17 protein-coding genes are annotated in these 14,740 nt (G+C 60.9%); 8 read left to right on the top strand and 9 right to left on the bottom strand.

Features of this window, described 5'->3' with window-relative positions:
* Positions 1-14 precede the first annotated feature (14 nt).
* The 5 genes from L0U83_RS36570 to L0U83_RS36590 are packed head-to-tail and all read right to left on the bottom strand — an operon-like array spanning position 15 to position 3,219.
* Positions 15-656 carry a DUF1109 domain-containing protein gene (locus L0U83_RS36570; protein WP_233889265.1) on the bottom strand — a complete coding sequence of 214 codons (642 nt, stop codon included), beginning with the start codon at positions 654-656 and terminating at the stop codon, positions 15-17.
* On the bottom strand, positions 653-1,156 hold the full coding sequence (locus L0U83_RS36575; RefSeq protein WP_233889266.1) for a DoxX family protein: 504 nt from the start codon (positions 1,154-1,156) through the stop codon (positions 653-655). The genes L0U83_RS36570 and L0U83_RS36575 overlap by 4 nt, the downstream gene beginning before the upstream one ends.
* A 5-nt stretch (positions 1,157-1,161) precedes the next feature.
* Positions 1,162-1,941, bottom strand: coding sequence for an HvfC/BufC family peptide modification chaperone (locus tag L0U83_RS36580; RefSeq protein WP_233889268.1), 780 nt, complete (start codon positions 1,939-1,941; stop codon positions 1,162-1,164).
* Positions 1,931-2,878, bottom strand: coding sequence for an MNIO family bufferin maturase (bufB, locus tag L0U83_RS36585; protein ID WP_267939723.1), 948 nt, complete (start codon positions 2,876-2,878; stop codon positions 1,931-1,933). The genes L0U83_RS36580 and bufB overlap by 11 nt, the downstream gene beginning before the upstream one ends.
* A 29-nt stretch (positions 2,879-2,907) precedes the next feature.
* Complete coding sequence (locus tag L0U83_RS36590; protein ID WP_233889270.1) at positions 2,908-3,219, bottom strand: BufA1 family periplasmic bufferin-type metallophore; 312 nt, start codon at positions 3,217-3,219, stop codon at positions 2,908-2,910.
* Positions 3,220-4,264: 1,045 nt separating this feature from the next.
* Here L0U83_RS36590 and ltrA point away from each other — a divergent pair.
* On the top strand, positions 4,265-5,572 hold the full coding sequence (gene ltrA, locus L0U83_RS36595; protein ID WP_233888736.1) for a group II intron reverse transcriptase/maturase: 1,308 nt from the start codon (positions 4,265-4,267) through the stop codon (positions 5,570-5,572).
* A gap of 449 nt (positions 5,573-6,021) precedes the next feature.
* On the opposite strand, the gene L0U83_RS36600 is transcribed toward ltrA, so the two are convergent.
* The gene (locus tag L0U83_RS36600) at positions 6,022-6,291 is read right to left on the bottom strand and encodes a hypothetical protein (protein WP_233889271.1); all 270 of its coding nucleotides are present in this window, start codon (positions 6,289-6,291) and stop codon (positions 6,022-6,024) included.
* Positions 6,292-6,376: 85 nt separating this feature from the next.
* Here L0U83_RS36600 and L0U83_RS36605 point away from each other — a divergent pair, with 85 nt between their 5' ends.
* Entirely contained in the window at positions 6,377-7,726 is a 1,350-nt protein-coding gene (locus L0U83_RS36605) for a metallophosphoesterase family protein (protein ID WP_233889272.1), read from the top strand.
* Between the two features lie 66 nt (positions 7,727-7,792).
* Here the strand turns inward: L0U83_RS36605 and L0U83_RS36610 are convergent, their stop codons facing one another.
* A complete protein-coding gene (locus L0U83_RS36610; protein WP_233889273.1) occupies positions 7,793-9,124 on the bottom strand; it encodes an aminotransferase-like domain-containing protein in 1,332 nt (443 codons plus the stop codon).
* 87 nt (positions 9,125-9,211) lie between these two features.
* Here L0U83_RS36610 and L0U83_RS36615 point away from each other — a divergent pair, with 87 nt between their 5' ends.
* From L0U83_RS36615 to tatC, 4 genes are all read left to right on the top strand, one after another.
* A complete protein-coding gene (locus tag L0U83_RS36615; RefSeq protein WP_233889274.1) occupies positions 9,212-9,808 on the top strand; it encodes a DJ-1/PfpI family protein in 597 nt (198 codons plus the stop codon).
* Between the two features lie 581 nt (positions 9,809-10,389).
* A complete protein-coding gene (gene tatA, locus L0U83_RS36620) occupies positions 10,390-10,617 on the top strand; it encodes a Sec-independent protein translocase subunit TatA (RefSeq protein WP_233889275.1) in 228 nt (75 codons plus the stop codon).
* Positions 10,618-10,698: 81 nt separating this feature from the next.
* On the top strand, positions 10,699-11,238 hold the full coding sequence (tatB, locus tag L0U83_RS36625; RefSeq protein ID WP_233889277.1) for a Sec-independent protein translocase protein TatB: 540 nt from the start codon (positions 10,699-10,701) through the stop codon (positions 11,236-11,238).
* 67 nt (positions 11,239-11,305) lie between these two features.
* Positions 11,306-12,076, top strand: a complete 771-nt coding sequence (tatC, locus tag L0U83_RS36630; RefSeq protein WP_233889280.1) for a twin-arginine translocase subunit TatC — start codon at positions 11,306-11,308, stop codon at positions 12,074-12,076.
* Between the two features lie 123 nt (positions 12,077-12,199).
* On the opposite strand, the gene L0U83_RS36635 is transcribed toward tatC, so the two are convergent.
* Entirely contained in the window at positions 12,200-12,481 is a 282-nt protein-coding gene (locus L0U83_RS36635) for a hypothetical protein (protein WP_233889283.1), read from the bottom strand.
* 386 nt (positions 12,482-12,867) lie between these two features.
* On the opposite strand from L0U83_RS36635, the gene L0U83_RS36640 reads away from it, so the two are divergent.
* Together L0U83_RS36640 and L0U83_RS36645 are read left to right on the top strand one after the other, a co-directional pair.
* On the top strand, positions 12,868-13,215 hold the full coding sequence (locus L0U83_RS36640) for a hypothetical protein (protein ID WP_233889286.1): 348 nt from the start codon (positions 12,868-12,870) through the stop codon (positions 13,213-13,215).
* Positions 13,209-13,496, top strand: coding sequence for a hypothetical protein (locus L0U83_RS36645; RefSeq protein WP_233889288.1), 288 nt, complete (start codon positions 13,209-13,211; stop codon positions 13,494-13,496). Before L0U83_RS36640 ends, L0U83_RS36645 begins: the two co-directional genes overlap by 7 nt.
* Positions 13,497-13,718: 222 nt before the next feature.
* Here the strand turns inward: L0U83_RS36645 and L0U83_RS36650 are convergent, their stop codons facing one another.
* Positions 13,719-14,627, bottom strand: a complete 909-nt coding sequence (locus tag L0U83_RS36650; protein WP_233889289.1) for a YihY/virulence factor BrkB family protein — start codon at positions 14,625-14,627, stop codon at positions 13,719-13,721.
* Positions 14,628-14,740 lie beyond the last annotated feature (113 nt).

Genomic DNA, 14,740 nt, shown 5'->3' on the forward strand with positions numbered 1-14,740 from the left:
CGTCGACGCGAATTTCACCAGCGCAGACAGTGCGGTGCGATTGCCGCGCCAATGGCCGTCGTGATGACGATCGCCAGCACGTACCACACACCCCAGAACGGCGCCGCCATCTCCGAGCAATACAGCGTGTAGACGAGCCATCCCTGCGCGCCGGCCAGGAGACCCGCACCCGCGCCGGCCAGCGCGAGGCGCGTTGGCGCGAGCTGCTTCATCGCGCGCAACACTGCAATGAGCGAGGGCAGCGAGAGCAGCACGACACTCGCCGTCGTCGTGCGCCACGTCGTGCCAAGCACCAGTTGCAGCCGGTAGCCTGGCGGCGTCGCCAGCAGGATGCTGCCCGCGGCGATGAGCATCGTGGCGATGGGCAGCGCCACCGCGAACCAGGCGAGCCTGAGCCGCGCACCGGGGCGGCCAAGCCGCTCCGTGAGCTTCATGGCCGCGGCGATGATCGCGAGTGGGAATGCGAGGCGCACCCAGAACATCGCCGTGAGGATCAGCTGGGGCATGTCGCTGCGTACGCCGTACAGCGCGACCAGCAGGACCGTGCTACCTGCAAGGCCTCGCAGCAGCGCGCGATCGAGCAGCCTCGGGACGGCGTCGCGCTCGATGTGCGACCCGTTGCTCGCGAGCCGCGCGACCAGATCTCGCGTTTTCATGACCGGTACGCGCGGTCTCCGAGCAGGTAGTCGATCGAAATGACGCCCGGGCCCCACGCAGCGATGCCGAGCGCCATGGCCGCCCACGTGAGGTGGATCGGCCAGCCGTCCGGCACCGTTAGCTCAATGATGCAGGTCATCAGCAGCAATCCGGCGGCGGCGAAGCGTGTGCCGAATCCAAGCGCAAGCAGTACCGGGAACGTGACCTCGCCGCACGCGGAAAGGAACGCGAAGATGGCGGGCGCCGGAAACGGATACGGACCTCCGGGCAGATGGAGCTTGAATTCGTCGGTGAAGAGATCGATGGCGGTGTCGTTGAGTTGCAGGAATCCGTGCCACTTGAGGATGCCCGATTTCCAGAACGGCACGGCCAGCGCGAAGCGCAGCACCAACTGCACGAACGATGGTTGTGCAAGACGTTCGATGAAGCGCCGGGCGCATATGATCGCGTGCGCGACATTGCCCGCAAAAGACGGTCTCGAGTCTTGTGGAGTTTGCATGGTGATTACGCTCCCAGTTGAACGGTGGCGAACACGCCGGCCGAAATCATCGCAGCCAGGCTGGCCGCCAGGTCGAAGGTGTCGTTCTCTTCGAAGGCTGTCTGCGCGGCGGCGCCGAGCGGCATGCCCTCGATGAGCGCGAGGAGAAACGCCGCGCCGCCCGCGGGCAGGCGCGAGACAATCACGTCGTATTCGGGCCGTGTGACGAGTGCGTCTTCTGCATCGTTCGAACACAACGGGGTGACGGGGCCGGGCGTTCGGTTCATCGCGAAGATCGCGACCGCCGGGTAGCGCGAGCGCACGATGCGCGCGGCCGGGTGGGGGACAAAGCGCATCTGCGCGAGTGAACCCGGATCGATGCCCGCGAATGCCTCGGCCGCGAGCGGTGCGGCATCCTCGGCGTGATAGGCGTCGAGCCAGGCGCGCTCGACGCGCGCCGTATCTGCAAGCCAGGGCATGTCGCGCGCGTACTCCCAGGTTTCGATAAACGACGGAAAGTCGCGTCCGTAATCGAACAGGAGCGGCGAAACCGGCGGCGTGGCACGCACGTGAAAGCGGGCCATCGCGCGGAAGAACTCGACGCCCGTGATGCGCTGCACAGCGGGATAAATTGCGGCGAGCGCCTCGATGAGGCTGACTGTGACATTGTTGCGATAGACGTTGTAACGCCTGACGACGCCCTTGCCATGCGAAGCCACGACGCCTTCTGGCGTGGCGAGTCCGGGGTTCGTCAGTCCAGGCGCGAAGGCCGTCGCGTAGTCGAGCGTGCGCTGTTCAGGCTTCATGGCCGGCGCGCTCCGAGTGAGATACATCGGACTCCGATACATTGCTGGGAGCATGCTCAGACACGATCCGGTGGGCCATCACCGCCTGCGCGCGCAGCTCGGCCCACGCCGGCAACTGGCTATCCCATTCGATCAGCGTCGGTATCGGCCCGGTGCGCGCGATCAACTCGCGGTAGAGCGCCCACACGACATCGGCGACGGCGCGGTCGTGGCTGTCGATGAGGAGCGGCGCGCTCTCGTCGTCGTGCTGTTCGCTGTGGCCGGCCAGGTGAATCTCGCCGACGTATTCAAGAGGAAAGTCCGCAAGATACGCACGTGCCGTGTAACCTTGATTGGTCGCCGAAACGTAGACATTGTTGACGTCGAGCAGCAGCCCGCAGCCCGTGCGCTGCGCGACCGTACGGATGAATTCCGTCTCGCTCATCGTCGATGACGCGAACGCCACATACGTCGATGGATTTTCGAGCAGCATCGGACGCCGAATGGCTTCCTGAATTTGATCGATGTGTTCGCAGACCTTGTCAAGCGTCGCCTTCGTGTAGGGCAGCGGCAACAGATCGTTGAAGAAGGTGCCGTCGTGCGAGGACCATGCGAGATGTTCAGAGACGAGCGCGGGTTCGTAGCGCGTGACCAATTCGCAAAAGCGCGCAAGGTGGCTGGCGTCGAGTTCATCCGGTCCGCCGATCGACATGCACACACCATGCAGCGAGACCGGATAGCGTTCGCGGATCGCGCGCAAGGCGCGGTGCGGCGGGCCGCCCGCGCCCATATAGTTCTCCGCGTGTACCTCGAAGAAGCCGTCCTGCAGGCCGTCTTCGAAAATTGCAGCGAGATGTTCGTGCTTGAAACTCGTGCCAGCGAGGCCGGCTGCGCCGGGCGCTGCGCAACGAGGACGGCTGGACGCATGGATCGCCGCCAATCGGGAGAAAGCAAGCATGGCCGCCTCGTTTCCTGTTGTCGTTACAGTCAGGACTTGATCGGCGTGAGCGAGCCGTGGCCGCCGCCCGGCACGACGATGCTCGCGCAGGTGCCGCCCTGGACGAACTTCCACGAGTTGCCCTGGAAGTCGACCGTCGACGTACCCTGACAGGTGGTGCCCGGACCGGCGGCACAGTCGTTTTGCCCCTTCAGCGCGACGCCAAAGCACTTTTCCTTGTGGGCAGCGACGGCGGCGCTCACTTCTTCCTTTGTGAGCGGCGCAGCATGAGCGACCGAAGCGAGCAGGCTTGCAACGGCGCCTGCCAGCAGGGCGGAACTAACAGTGGTCTTAGTGGACATGGACTTTCTCCAGAAGTTGAGGTCGGTGGTATCCGTTGCGGATACAGCAGCTAATTCGCCGGACGCCTGGCGCCGGTTACACGGAGCGGTTCTTTTTTGCGCGAAGCCACTGACGGGGAGTGAGGTGAGGGCAGGACGCTCGTGAGATCTGCTGTAAGTGCTTTCTCGCCAAATAAATATCTCTGGCTGTAACCGGCACGTGTAGCCGAACGAATACACAGAGCGGGGCAACGAATGTCCGTACCTGAACGCGGCTTGATAGTGGCCCTGAATTCTGGCTGCGTTGAGTGGGTATGCAGATCGGCCTGGCGGGGGCGCGGAGGGTGGCAGGTTCAGAACCTGAACCTCATGCTCACGCGGCAATAGTGGCCAGGACAGACCGTTTTGCACGGGCGGCGTCAGCGCACCATTTTTCAACCATCTGAGGGCCTGACGTACCAGAAGGGTCTGAGCCGAACGTTCGGGGGTGTTCGCCGGATGTCTCCTCATGGATGGTCAGGAGACTTTCGAGCAGCGGGGTCGCTGGACTGCTCGGGGACTGCTTGTGGCGTGCGCCGTGCAAAGGCGGCGCTTTTCCAGTGGGTGAAAGCCCCACCCGGCAACCGCTCCAGCCGGAAGCAACCGGAGCAATCGTGGAGGTAACGAAGCGGTTGAAGCCTCCGGTGAAGCATGTCACGAAATACGGTGACAGCGCGAGTGTGCAGGCCGTAACGCGAGTGAACGCTGAGCAAGCCTCGAAAAAGTCGATGCGCAGGCCGACCTGACTGCCATATCGGGGAAGGCTGACACGGGTGGGTGAACGAGCAGGCAGGACACCCAGTCGCTGCGCCGGGGTAGTGGCGACAGCATGCACACAAGGGAAGCGCACGCAACACGGGAAGCCCCTTGGCGTGGTCAGGGATGACCAACCGGACGCCCGTGAGGGACAGGCCGGGCACCCTGGGGTGACGGAGAGGCCCGTATTACCGTTGAAGCCGGTGTAATGCGGGTGGAGGGAAGGGGCCTCAGTTCAAGACAGACGCAATACGTAGTGAGGACGTGGAGATTGGGCAACCTATCAACTCCGATTCGTGTTCAGAAGCTGCAGATGGCGTTACACGCGAAAGCGAAGGCAGAAGCCGGGTATCGCTTTTACGCGCTGTACGACAAGATCTATCGCGAGGATGTGCTGGCGCATGCGTACGCCCAGTGCCGCTCTAACAAGGGCGCGCCGGGTGTCGATCGGCAGGACTTCGCGGAGGTTGAAGCGTATGGGGTGCAGAAGTGGCTCGGCGAACTGGCGCTTGCGCTCAGGCAGGAGACTTACCGGCCGGACCCTATCAGAAGAGTGTTTATCCCGAAGGCCAATGGCAAGCTGAGGCCCTTGGGCATCTCGACCCTGCGTGATCGGGTGTGCATGACAGCAGCGATGCTGGTGCTCGAACCGATCTTCGAAGCTGACCTTCCACCAGAGCAATACGCTTACCGCCCGGGGCGAAATGCCCAGCAGGCGGTGGTCGAGGTGGATGAGCGGTTGCACCGTGGACAAACGGACGTTGTTGATGCCGACCTGGCGGACTACTTCGGAAGTATTCCCCACGCCGAACTGATGCTGTCGCTCGCGCGACGCATCGTTGACCGGCGTGTGCTGCATCTGATCAGGATGTGGCTGGAATGCCCCGTGGAAGAAACCGATGACCGTGGCCGGCAGAAACGTACGACGGAGGCCCGGGACAGCCGGCGCGGCATTCCGCAAGGTTCTCCCATCTCACCCCTGTTGGCGAATGTTTACATGCGCCGGTTTGTGTTGGCATGGAAGAAACTCGGACTTCAGCGCAGTCTTGGCAGCCGCATTGTGACTTACGCGGATGATCTTGTGATCCTGTGCAAGCGGGGCAAGGCGGAAGAAGCCTTGGTGCGAATGCGCGAGATCATGAGCAAACTGAAGCTGACGGTCAACGAGGAGAAGACGCAAATCTGCAAGGTGCCGGAAGGCGAATTCGACTTCCTGGGTTACACGTTTGGGCGGATGTACTCTGCAGTGACTGGCCAGGCCCGTATGGGCATGCGTCCGTCGAAGAAGAGTATCCGGCGCATGGTCGAGAAGATTCACGCGCTGACCGCTTCGACGATGACGTGGCTCGATACCACGGAGTTGGTGGGCAAGTTGAACCGCACGCTGCGCGGCTGGGCGAACTACTTCAAGGTAGGGACGGTCAGTCGCGCGTATCGGGCGCTTGACAGCTACACTTCCACGCGGTTGCGCCGGTGGTTACGTATCAAGCACAAGGTCAGACGTCGTAGGGGCGGGACGTATCCACCCTCGCACCTCTACGGGCACTTTGGTCTCGTTCGTCTCCAAGGGCCTTGGTAGTGACTTGCCGTGTACGAAGGCGTGATGTCTTGTCCGAGAGCCGGATGCGGGAGATCTGCATGTCCGGTTCGATGAGCGGGTTGTGGAAACGGGGTTAAGGCAAGGATATTCGGGCACCGCCAGACGAAAGGGGCGGCAACAGACAAACCGAACCTAATGCTACCGCGCCACAACTCGACTCTACCGACTGTACGCGCTCACCAACTTCGCCGTAAGCCGCCATTCAATGACATTCACCGTCCACCAGCGGCAGCTTTGTGGTGCGTTGGGTCGGCGGGTGAAACCGGCCATGAGCAGTCGCTTGAGCCTGTGTTTCTGTCGACGTTCTCGCGTCGATCTACATCAGCAAACGGCCATTCGATTCGCGAAGGTAACGTCGTTTCATCCCGAGCTTGCTGTTTTCCAGTTCCAGTTTCTTCAGCCGCTGCGCTTCTGAGACGGTTATCCTGTCAAACTTCATCTGCCAGTTGCAGCGGGTTCGAAATATCGTGCTTGCGGCCCGGTTTCACATCAGGTTGCGGATGTCTTCGAGCGCCCTCGAACTCGTGTGAATTCAACATGTCGATGTAAAACACTAGACGCTGCGCGCGCAGCGCGGCGTATTGAAATTGAAAGCCGCCGGTTACCAATTGCAACGACTGCAACTGAACCTCTCCCTCGAACCATCCTCTCACCGGAAGCATTCGGCGGGGGACCTCGCATCCGCCGACGCTCGTCATGCACCGCGACTGTCCTGCATGTAGCAAGCTCCATCGACAGTCGAGCATCGTTCCGCTTTTTAACCACGATTGGAGGAAATGGAACATGGCAAAGAAGCGCCCAGTTCGAACGTCAACCAGCAGCGGCCGCGTCCTCGCAGCTCCCGTTTTCTCGCAGCCGCAGCCGACACCCGATCCGCAAACCTTCATCGTCAGGCACGCATCCGATGTGGCAGCCTACAAGGTCATCGATGAACTCAATCGCGAGCACAAACTCAAGGCCCTTCCGTTTCCTGCGCCGCGCGGCGGCGTCGAGCCCCGCCTTACATTCGCGGACGTGATCAACAACGCTCAGACCATCCTCGACCAGATCAACGTGAGCGGACAGATCGTTTTTCACTCGACGGGCGATTGCGGCAGTACCAGAAGCCCAAAAACACAGAACGAAGTCTCCGACAAGATGATCAGCGACTTCGACGAAACCGATCCTGCTGAGGTTCCGCAATTCAACTTTTTGCTGGGCGACATCGTCTACAGCTTCGGCGAAGCGCAGTACTACTATGACCAGTTCTATGAGCCCTATCGCGACTATCACGCACCTATCCTCGCGGTCGCAGGCAATCATGACGGCATGATCTCGCCTCTGCAGCATGAAAAGAGTCTGCAGGCGTTTCTGCGAAACTTCTGCTCCGACTGCTTTCAGGTTTCGGCCGATGCGGGCAATCTTTCACGCACTGCGCAGATTCAACCGGGAGTCTTCTTTACATTCGAGGCCCCGTTCGTGCGAATCATCGCGTTGTATAGCAATACGCTCGAAGATCCTGGCGTGATTTCGAACAGCGACATCGGCAACAGCCAGCTCAAGTTTCTCAAGGCCGCATTGACGCGGGTGAAGAAGGAGGGCTACAAGGGCGCATTACTGTTCGCGCATCATCATCCACCGTATGTCGCGCGCGGACGTCACGGCTGGAGTATCGAGATGCAGCAGCAGATCGACGCGATCTGCAAGGAGGTGGGCGTATGGCCCCATGCCGATCTTGCGGGGCACGCGCACAACTATCAGCGCTTTACACGCACACGTCCTGACGGAACCCACATTCCGTACATTGTGTGCGGTAACGGCGGACACGGTATTCAGCGGTTGACCAGCAACGGGCAGCCGCCGCTGCGTGCACCGCAGCTGATCCAGGCCGCATCGAAGGACACCGATGCCGTTGTCATCGAAAACTACGACGACCAGAATTACGGCTATTTGCGCATCGTCGCGAACGAGACCCAGTTACGGATCGAATATCACGCAGCCGTCGACGGGCCCTATACCAAGGCGCCCGACGATCAGGTGACCGTGGATCTGGCTACACGCCAGATTTCCCACTACGCCGCCCGCAACGCGGGCATACCCGAACTGGCCGCGCGCATCAGGGAGTTCGCGCAAAGCGGGAAATCCAGGCGCTGATATTGGGTCATAAGTATCGGGGCAGCACAAACCAGACCAGGCGATGACCGCGGTCCGCGCCGGCAGCTAGTAGCTCTGATCCGCAATCGTCTTCGCTACTCTCTCCAGAGCGTGTTCGATCGCCGCCAGGCTGACTGAACCGAGTGCGAGCCGAATGGCGTGCGGCACTTGTGTCGACGCGGAGAACGCGTGCGCAGTCGATACTGCAATCCGTTCGTTCCTGAGCGCCATCGCGATCGCGTCGGCACGAACCTCCTGCGGCAATGGAAGCCAGAGAAAGTACGACGCAGGATGTCCGACACGTTTCAGTTTGCCGAGCACGCGCGCGGCGATCGCCTGGCGAAGTGCGGCATCGCGGCGCTTCTGCGCCTCGAGCATCGCGACCGTGCCGTCCTCGATCCATCTGCACGCGATCGACGTCAGGGTCGCAGGAGTATTCCACGTCGTCGCGCGAATATAACGTTCGATCTTCGCAACCCGGTCGCGCGGCGCGTGGATGAAGCCAACACGCCGCCCCGTCGCGACGCTCTTCGAGAAGCTCGATACGTACACCGTCAACTCGGGCGCAAGCGAGGCAAGCGGAGGTGGGGCGCCATCCGCGAGAAACGCGTAAGCACCGTCTTCGATGATCAGGATTCCATACTGCCGCGCGATGGCAACGAGTTCGCGCCGGCGCGCCACTCCCATCACCCAGCCCAGCGGATTGTGCAGCGTCGGCATCATATAAACCGCGCGCACCTTGCGGCGCTTGCATAGTCCGGCCAGTACATCGAGATCGGGGCCGTTACCCGCAGCCGGAACGGGCACGATCTCGAGCCGGCAGGCTTCGGCGGTCAGCTTGAAACCCGGATAGGTCAACGCATCCACGGCCACCACGTCGCCGGGCTCCAGTAAAGCCATGGCCGTCGTCGTCAATCCGTGCTGCGCGCCACTCACGAGCAGCACGGTTTCGGCAGCGGCTTGCAGGCCCCGTACGGCGAGGTGTCGCGCGACCGTCGCACGTTCGTGCTCGCGTCCACCGTGCGGCTGATAACGGAGCATCGATTCGAGATCACCTGACGCCGCGAGCTGACGCAGTGCCACACGAAACAGGTCGGCCTGTTCCGGCGAGGATGGATAGTTGAACGTCATGTCGACGGTGTCCGCGCCTGACCCGAGCAAGTCGATGCCTTCGGCCGGAGGCAACGGTTCCTTGACGAAGGTGCCGCGCCCCGTCTCGCCGCTCACGAGTCCCATGGCCTGCAACTCCGCGTAGACGCGCGTCGCCGTGACGAGCGCGAGACCTTCGCGCGCAGCCAGTTCGCGATGCGTCGGCAAACGCGTTCCCGGACGCACACGCCCGGCCCGGATATCGGCGGCGAGACGATCGACCAGCGCCTTGTAGCGAAGCTCGGGCATGGCTATGTATCCATGACAATTATTTGATTGTAGTGATTCTCGGTCCTACCATGGCGCAACACAAGCTCAGCACCGTATGAGGACGCCATGAACATCGCCATCCTGACATTCGACGGCTTCAACGAAATCGATTCGCTGGTCGCGTTCAATATTCTGAACCGGATCAGAAGGCCCGGATGGCGCGTGGCCATAGCGAGTCCCACGCCGCGCGTCCGTTCGATGAACGGTGTGGAGGTCGAGGCGCAGGCGTCATTGCATGACGCTTGCCATGCGGACGCCGTACTCGTCGGCAGCGGAATACGGACGCGCGAGATCGTCGCCGATGGAGGCCTGATGGCGCAGTTCCGGTTCGATCCAATGCGCCAGCTGCTTGGCGCGCAATGCTCGGGCACGCTTGTACTTGCGCGGCTGGGCTTGCTCGACGGGGTTGCGGCGTGCACGGATACGACCACGAAGCCGTGGGTCGAAGCGGCAGGCGTCGCCGTGCTCGAACAGCCATTCGTGGCCCGGCACAACGTGGCGACGGCAGGCGGCTGCCTGTCGTCCCAGTATCTTGCGGCGTGGGTGATTGCGCGCCTCGAAGGGGTCGAGGCGGCACGTGGCGCGATTCGCTACGTCGCGCCGGTAGGTGAAAAGGACACTTATGTAGCCCGCGCACTCGCCAACATCACGCCCTATTTGTGAGCGATCATCAATCTGGTCGCGAGACTTGTCGTACGTCGCGACCTGCTTAAATCTGCGGTTCGCCGCTTTGCGTTGCGCGCGCGGCGTACGCCCGTTACATCCCCCAAGCTCGCCCTATAACTGGAAGCGCCCAGCACTGAGGCGACTTCGACGTCCGCACCTACGACCACCGCATATGTCGATGCCGCCGCTATCTGCTTACGCAGCCCGTTTCTGTCAGGTATGCCAAGCGTTGCACGGCATGTGAGCGGTCCACCCGACGATCCACCGCCCCCCTCACAGAATTGTTTCTCAATGTGTATGCCGCTCGCGCAGATACACATTCATGCAACAGGCCACTCTCTCGACACAACCCAGATACCTCGCCCAGTTTCAATGGTCAACGCTGCGGGCCTTCCCCTGCAGGCTCCTGTGTCGGTCTTTCCAGGCGAGATCTAACGCGCACCGTGGAACTGGACGGAGCGTAGCTATGCAAAACATCGGTTTAATCAGCGGAGCGTCGATGCTCCGCTTCGGGCCGCAAGGTCCACATTCTTCGCAGCGCGCGACACGCGCTGCGCAGCCAGAGAGGGTTGTCAATCATGGGTTCGTTGAGCATTTGGCATTGGATGATCGTATTGCTGATCGTGGCACTTGTTTTCGGTACGAAGAAGCTGAGAAACATCGGGGGCGATCTTGGCAGTGCGGTCAAGGGGTTCAAGGAAGGCATGGCCGAGAATCACATTTCGGAGCAGCAGCGCGAATTGCCGCACGACGGTGTCGTTGAGGTGGAAGCGAAGGACATGACACGTCGGGGCGAATACCGGTAGTTACCGGATCAGCCGCACAGTCCACTTCAGATCAGTACGGCCTCGGCCGTACCCGTTCCCAGTTCCAGGAGCTTTGATTCCATGTTCGACCTCGGATTGACCAAAATGGCGATGATCGGCGTCGTCGCGCTTGTCGTGCTCGGGCCAAAGCGCCTGCCTGGCGTAGCGCGAACGGCGGGTGCGCTGTTCGGCCGCGCGCAACGGTATGTAGACGACGTCAAGGCGGAAGTCGCTCGCGAGCTTGAACTCGACAGTTTGAAGAAGATGCGCGGCGAGTTTGAATCAGCGGCGTTGGATGTCGAGAACAAGGTTCACGACGTACTGCGATCGCAAGAAAGCGAACTCGATAACGCATGGAAAGCGGGCACATCGAAGTCGGACACTGCGGCGGGCTCAGAAGGTCGAGATCTGACGTCCGTCTACGGTGATACCTCAGGTCTCCTGATGGAGTTCAGAAACACGCCGCAAACGAAGCGCAGGAACTGGCGCGTCAAGCAGGCTGCGATCCCGAGCTGGTACAAGCACGCGATAGTGCGCAGAACGCGCCAGCAATCGCGCGCGTCGCGGACTGTATGGCGCAATCCTGAGACGATGCGCCGCCGCGCGTGGTTTTTCTCATAGCCTTCCCCGCGTTCAATTGGCATTGACCCAATTTTCTTCCATCGACGATTCCTGGCGGAGGCCTGGCATGAGCGAGCTGCAACACATTAGCGACGAACCAGTCGAAGAGACGTTCATCTCACACCTGGTTGAACTACGTAACCGGATCATCCGTGCAGGCGCTTCAGTGGTGTTCGTGTTCATGGGACTGGTTTACTGGGCGCCCAATATCTTCCGGGTACTGGCCCATCCGCTGATACAGAACTTGCCGACGAACGGCAAGCTGATTGTCACCGACGTCACCGGCTCTTTCTTCGTCCCAGTGAAGGTCACTCTGGTGGTTGCGCTCGTCATCGCACTACCGGTCGTGCTGTACCAGATCTGGGCGTTTATCGCTCCGGGGCTTTACCGGCACGAAAGGAGGCTCGTCGTGCCGCTGGTCGCCAGCAGCTACACCCTGTTTCTGTGCGGCATGGCATTCGCTTATTTCGTCGTGTTCCCAACTATCTTCCATGTGATGGCGCATTACAACGCCCCACTCGGGGTGGAAATGACGACGGATATCGACAAGTATGTGAGTTTCGCCCTCACCATGTTTCTTGCGTTTGGCGCAACGTTCGAGGTGCCAATCATCGTGGTCATTCTCGCAGGAATGAGGATCGTGCCGGTGAGGAAGTTGCGCCAGATCCGGCCGTATGTGATTGTCGGAGCGTTTGCGATTTCCGCCGTGGTGACGCCACCGGACGTGTTCTCTCAGCTGATTCTCGCGTTCCCGTTGATCATTCTCTACGAGGTCGGACTCATTGCGGCCGGGATAATCACACGCAAGGACAGGATCGAGCAGCGGGACGCAGAATGAGGGATAGTCAGGCGGTTGGCGGGAAGGCGCGTCCTCACTCACTTTCACACCCCACATTAAGGCGAACTCGCTGAATGACCGGGCACAGCCCCGCCGCCTTGTATCCCAAGGTACCGACGGCATTCAGCGGCCGGTCCGGCTTTTCGCAAAGAACCAGCGATCCGACGCTGCCGCCCAGAGCACGATGGCGCCGAACGCCACCATCGGGGCCGCGTCGAGGGCAATGAACAGTGGCAACGATCCCGTGAGCCGCAGCAACAGGGTGCCGGCGCTCACATACAGTGCCAGTCTCAACGCACCCGCCATGAGCGGCCACGCAAGCCGGCCCGCATCCTGTGCGGCAAAGTACAGCGCGAACCCCAGCCCGAAGAACCCATAGAACGGACCGATGATGTGCAGATACATCGCACCGGTTATGCGTTCGACTCGGCCATAGCCGACGGTCGGTGATCGGGGGCTGTGGGACAACTGCACGTCCCATTGCTGACACTCGCAAACCGGCGTCGACGAACGTCAGCTCTCACCGCCAACGAACGGGTCTTCGCGACCCTGAACAGCCTCTTAGACTGGTACTACGCCAATGTCTGCTTCCTGGGGTACAACTCCCGCGGTATCTTCCCCCGTTTGCGGGTGCATGGTCAGCGTCTTCGGAAGGCCCACACTCTACTTGCCCTGGTTGCCCGACAATCCGGTCCGCCCGACTTAAGCAGGCATTGGCGACTCACAGACGCATACAAATTACTTACAGTGTCAGTTATAGTTGACGTATCAACTTGACTGACGGAGAGGCGATGACGACCGGGCAACAATTTGTCGGGACGCTGGAAGCGCGATTGCTGGATGTGCTGGCTGATGGAGCGCAACAGAGCGTCGCGCAGCTGGCCGCAGCCTCGGGTGTACCTGGTCGGCGACTAACAAACGCGCTTAGGGCACTGGTGTTGAGCGGCGACGTGCATGTTTCGCAGCGCGACAGCCGAAGTGGCGAGCGCCATTTCAAGCGTGGTCTGGCACCCGTCAAAGACCGAACACCACGCATGCAACAATCGACGGACACTGCGAAAAAGTCGCCCACGATGGACCCGGTCTCGGCTGCCTTTCATGCGATGGTCGCCGTTGGGCACCACCCTGTGCAATGCTGATCATGAACTGTAAACCTAAAATTGTTCACTGGGAGGACGTTGAACCTACACGTTCCTTCCTGAAGTATTCGATTCCGGCCAGGGATCTTGGTCTGGGCGTGGACGAATGGCCCCTGTTCCTCGAAACGAGCATGGGTAGCGGCAAGCCATTCGAGCGCGTGCAGCGGCTGGAAGAGGGTACCCTATACCGGCAAGGCAGAGATCTCGTCCTGCTTGTGCTTGACCGTAAGGTCTGGTCAGGTCCCTTGCGGGGGAAAGCCTTCTCGATGGTTGTTTCTTAACGAAACAGGGTAAGCAGTCTTTATTTCACGCCCCTCAGAGCAACCCGCCGTCCTGGAAAAAGCCGTTTTGCTAACAGACGTTTGACATCGCTGCACCGCACTTTGCAGTGTGGCTGGTACAACAGCGAATACTCGTGGAATTCGTCGGCACCCAGAAACTACCGGTGCCATCACGCCGACTGGTTGAAGCCACAACGAGCGTGCTCAACGCGCCGCCGCTGGTCAGCCCGTTTCCGTCGACTCCGCTGCAGGGTCGCCGCGCATATTGAGGCGCTCGTATTCTGCGATCAGTTGCGCGCCAAACAACATCAGCGTCGCGAGCGCTTCGAGGCCGAACAGCACAACGATCGCTGTCGTCAGCGACCCATAGACGACGTTCACCTGCGAAAGCTTCGCGAAGTACCAAACCAGCACGCGTCTTGTGATTTCCCACAGAACGGTGGCCGCGACCGCGCCGACGACCGCATGCCGTAGTGTCGTGCGTCCCGCCGGGATCACAAAATAGATTGCCGTCAGCACGAATATTTCGCCCGCAAGGCCGCACAGATATAGCACGACGCGGGTCACGCCAGTCAGGAACACCCCATGGCCGAACAGATCAATGCTACCGGTCGCAACAGCCCGCAGGCCGCTGGAGACGAGCGTCACGAGCAGCACACCGATACCTAGTGACAGACTGAAGAGATAGGGCAGGATTGCCGACAGCAGGAAGTGCCTTCGCCGGACCTCAACGCGATGCACGAAGATGATTGACAGGGCATTCTCCAGAACCGTGAACGCAAGCGAACTGAAGAAGATCATCGTGATGACGAGGTACCAGCCGACCACGGAGCGATGCTCGAAAAAGGTCGCGAGCTCGCGCACGAGCGTTTTTGACTGCCCCGGTATCAGCCATTCGAGCAGACGTCCGAGCGTGTCGAAAAGCAGCTGCTCGCCGATGAAGTGACCGAACGCGATTACAACGAGAATGAGCAGCGGCACGATTGACAACAAAGCGTAATATGCGATCGCGCCCGCGAGCAGCAGCCCCTGGTTTTTACGGAACGCGGTGCAGACCTGGAATATGAATCGCGCTGGATGCGCCGCAACAAAGCGCAACGCGCGCTTGCCTGTCTCATCGGTTGTGTTCACATCAGGCTCCGCCTGTTCATTGCACTCGCGCCGCCCTCATCGCACGCGTTGAGCGCGGCGCACGCAGTTCACTCCGCGCAAGCCGCCGCACTGTCACCGAGGCATCAAGCCAT

The organism is Paraburkholderia flagellata, assembly GCF_021390645.1.
GTDB lineage: Bacteria > Pseudomonadota > Gammaproteobacteria > Burkholderiales > Burkholderiaceae > Paraburkholderia > Paraburkholderia flagellata.

What these genes read in the sequence shown, in the direction of transcription:
- L0U83_RS36600 (WP_233889271.1), bottom strand. Translation starts at nt 6,291, where the DNA reads ATGACGAGCGTCGGCGGATGCGAGGTCCCCCGCCGAATGCTTCCGGTG.
- tatC (WP_233889280.1), top strand. Translation starts at nt 11,306, where the DNA reads ATGAGCGAGCTGCAACACATTAGCGACGAACCAGTCGAAGAGACGTTC.
- L0U83_RS36615 (WP_233889274.1), top strand. Translation starts at nt 9,212, where the DNA reads ATGAACATCGCCATCCTGACATTCGACGGCTTCAACGAAATCGATTCG.
- L0U83_RS36580 (WP_233889268.1), bottom strand. Translation starts at nt 1,941, where the DNA reads ATGAAGCCTGAACAGCGCACGCTCGACTACGCGACGGCCTTCGCGCCT.
- L0U83_RS36575 (WP_233889266.1), bottom strand. Translation starts at nt 1,156, where the DNA reads ATGCAAACTCCACAAGACTCGAGACCGTCTTTTGCGGGCAATGTCGCG.
- L0U83_RS36635 (WP_233889283.1), bottom strand. Translation starts at nt 12,481, where the DNA reads ATGTATCTGCACATCATCGGTCCGTTCTATGGGTTCTTCGGGCTGGGG.
- bufB (WP_267939723.1), bottom strand. Translation starts at nt 2,878, where the DNA reads ATGCTTGCTTTCTCCCGATTGGCGGCGATCCATGCGTCCAGCCGTCCT.
- L0U83_RS36645 (WP_233889288.1), top strand. Translation starts at nt 13,209, where the DNA reads ATGCTGATCATGAACTGTAAACCTAAAATTGTTCACTGGGAGGACGTT.
- L0U83_RS36605 (WP_233889272.1), top strand. Translation starts at nt 6,377, where the DNA reads ATGGCAAAGAAGCGCCCAGTTCGAACGTCAACCAGCAGCGGCCGCGTC.
- tatB (WP_233889277.1), top strand. Translation starts at nt 10,699, where the DNA reads ATGTTCGACCTCGGATTGACCAAAATGGCGATGATCGGCGTCGTCGCG.
- L0U83_RS36570 (WP_233889265.1), bottom strand. Translation starts at nt 656, where the DNA reads ATGAAAACGCGAGATCTGGTCGCGCGGCTCGCGAGCAACGGGTCGCAC.
- tatA (WP_233889275.1), top strand. Translation starts at nt 10,390, where the DNA reads ATGGGTTCGTTGAGCATTTGGCATTGGATGATCGTATTGCTGATCGTG.
- L0U83_RS36610 (WP_233889273.1), bottom strand. Translation starts at nt 9,124, where the DNA reads ATGCCCGAGCTTCGCTACAAGGCGCTGGTCGATCGTCTCGCCGCCGAT.
- L0U83_RS36590 (WP_233889270.1), bottom strand. Translation starts at nt 3,219, where the DNA reads ATGTCCACTAAGACCACTGTTAGTTCCGCCCTGCTGGCAGGCGCCGTT.
- L0U83_RS36640 (WP_233889286.1), top strand. Translation starts at nt 12,868, where the DNA reads ATGACGACCGGGCAACAATTTGTCGGGACGCTGGAAGCGCGATTGCTG.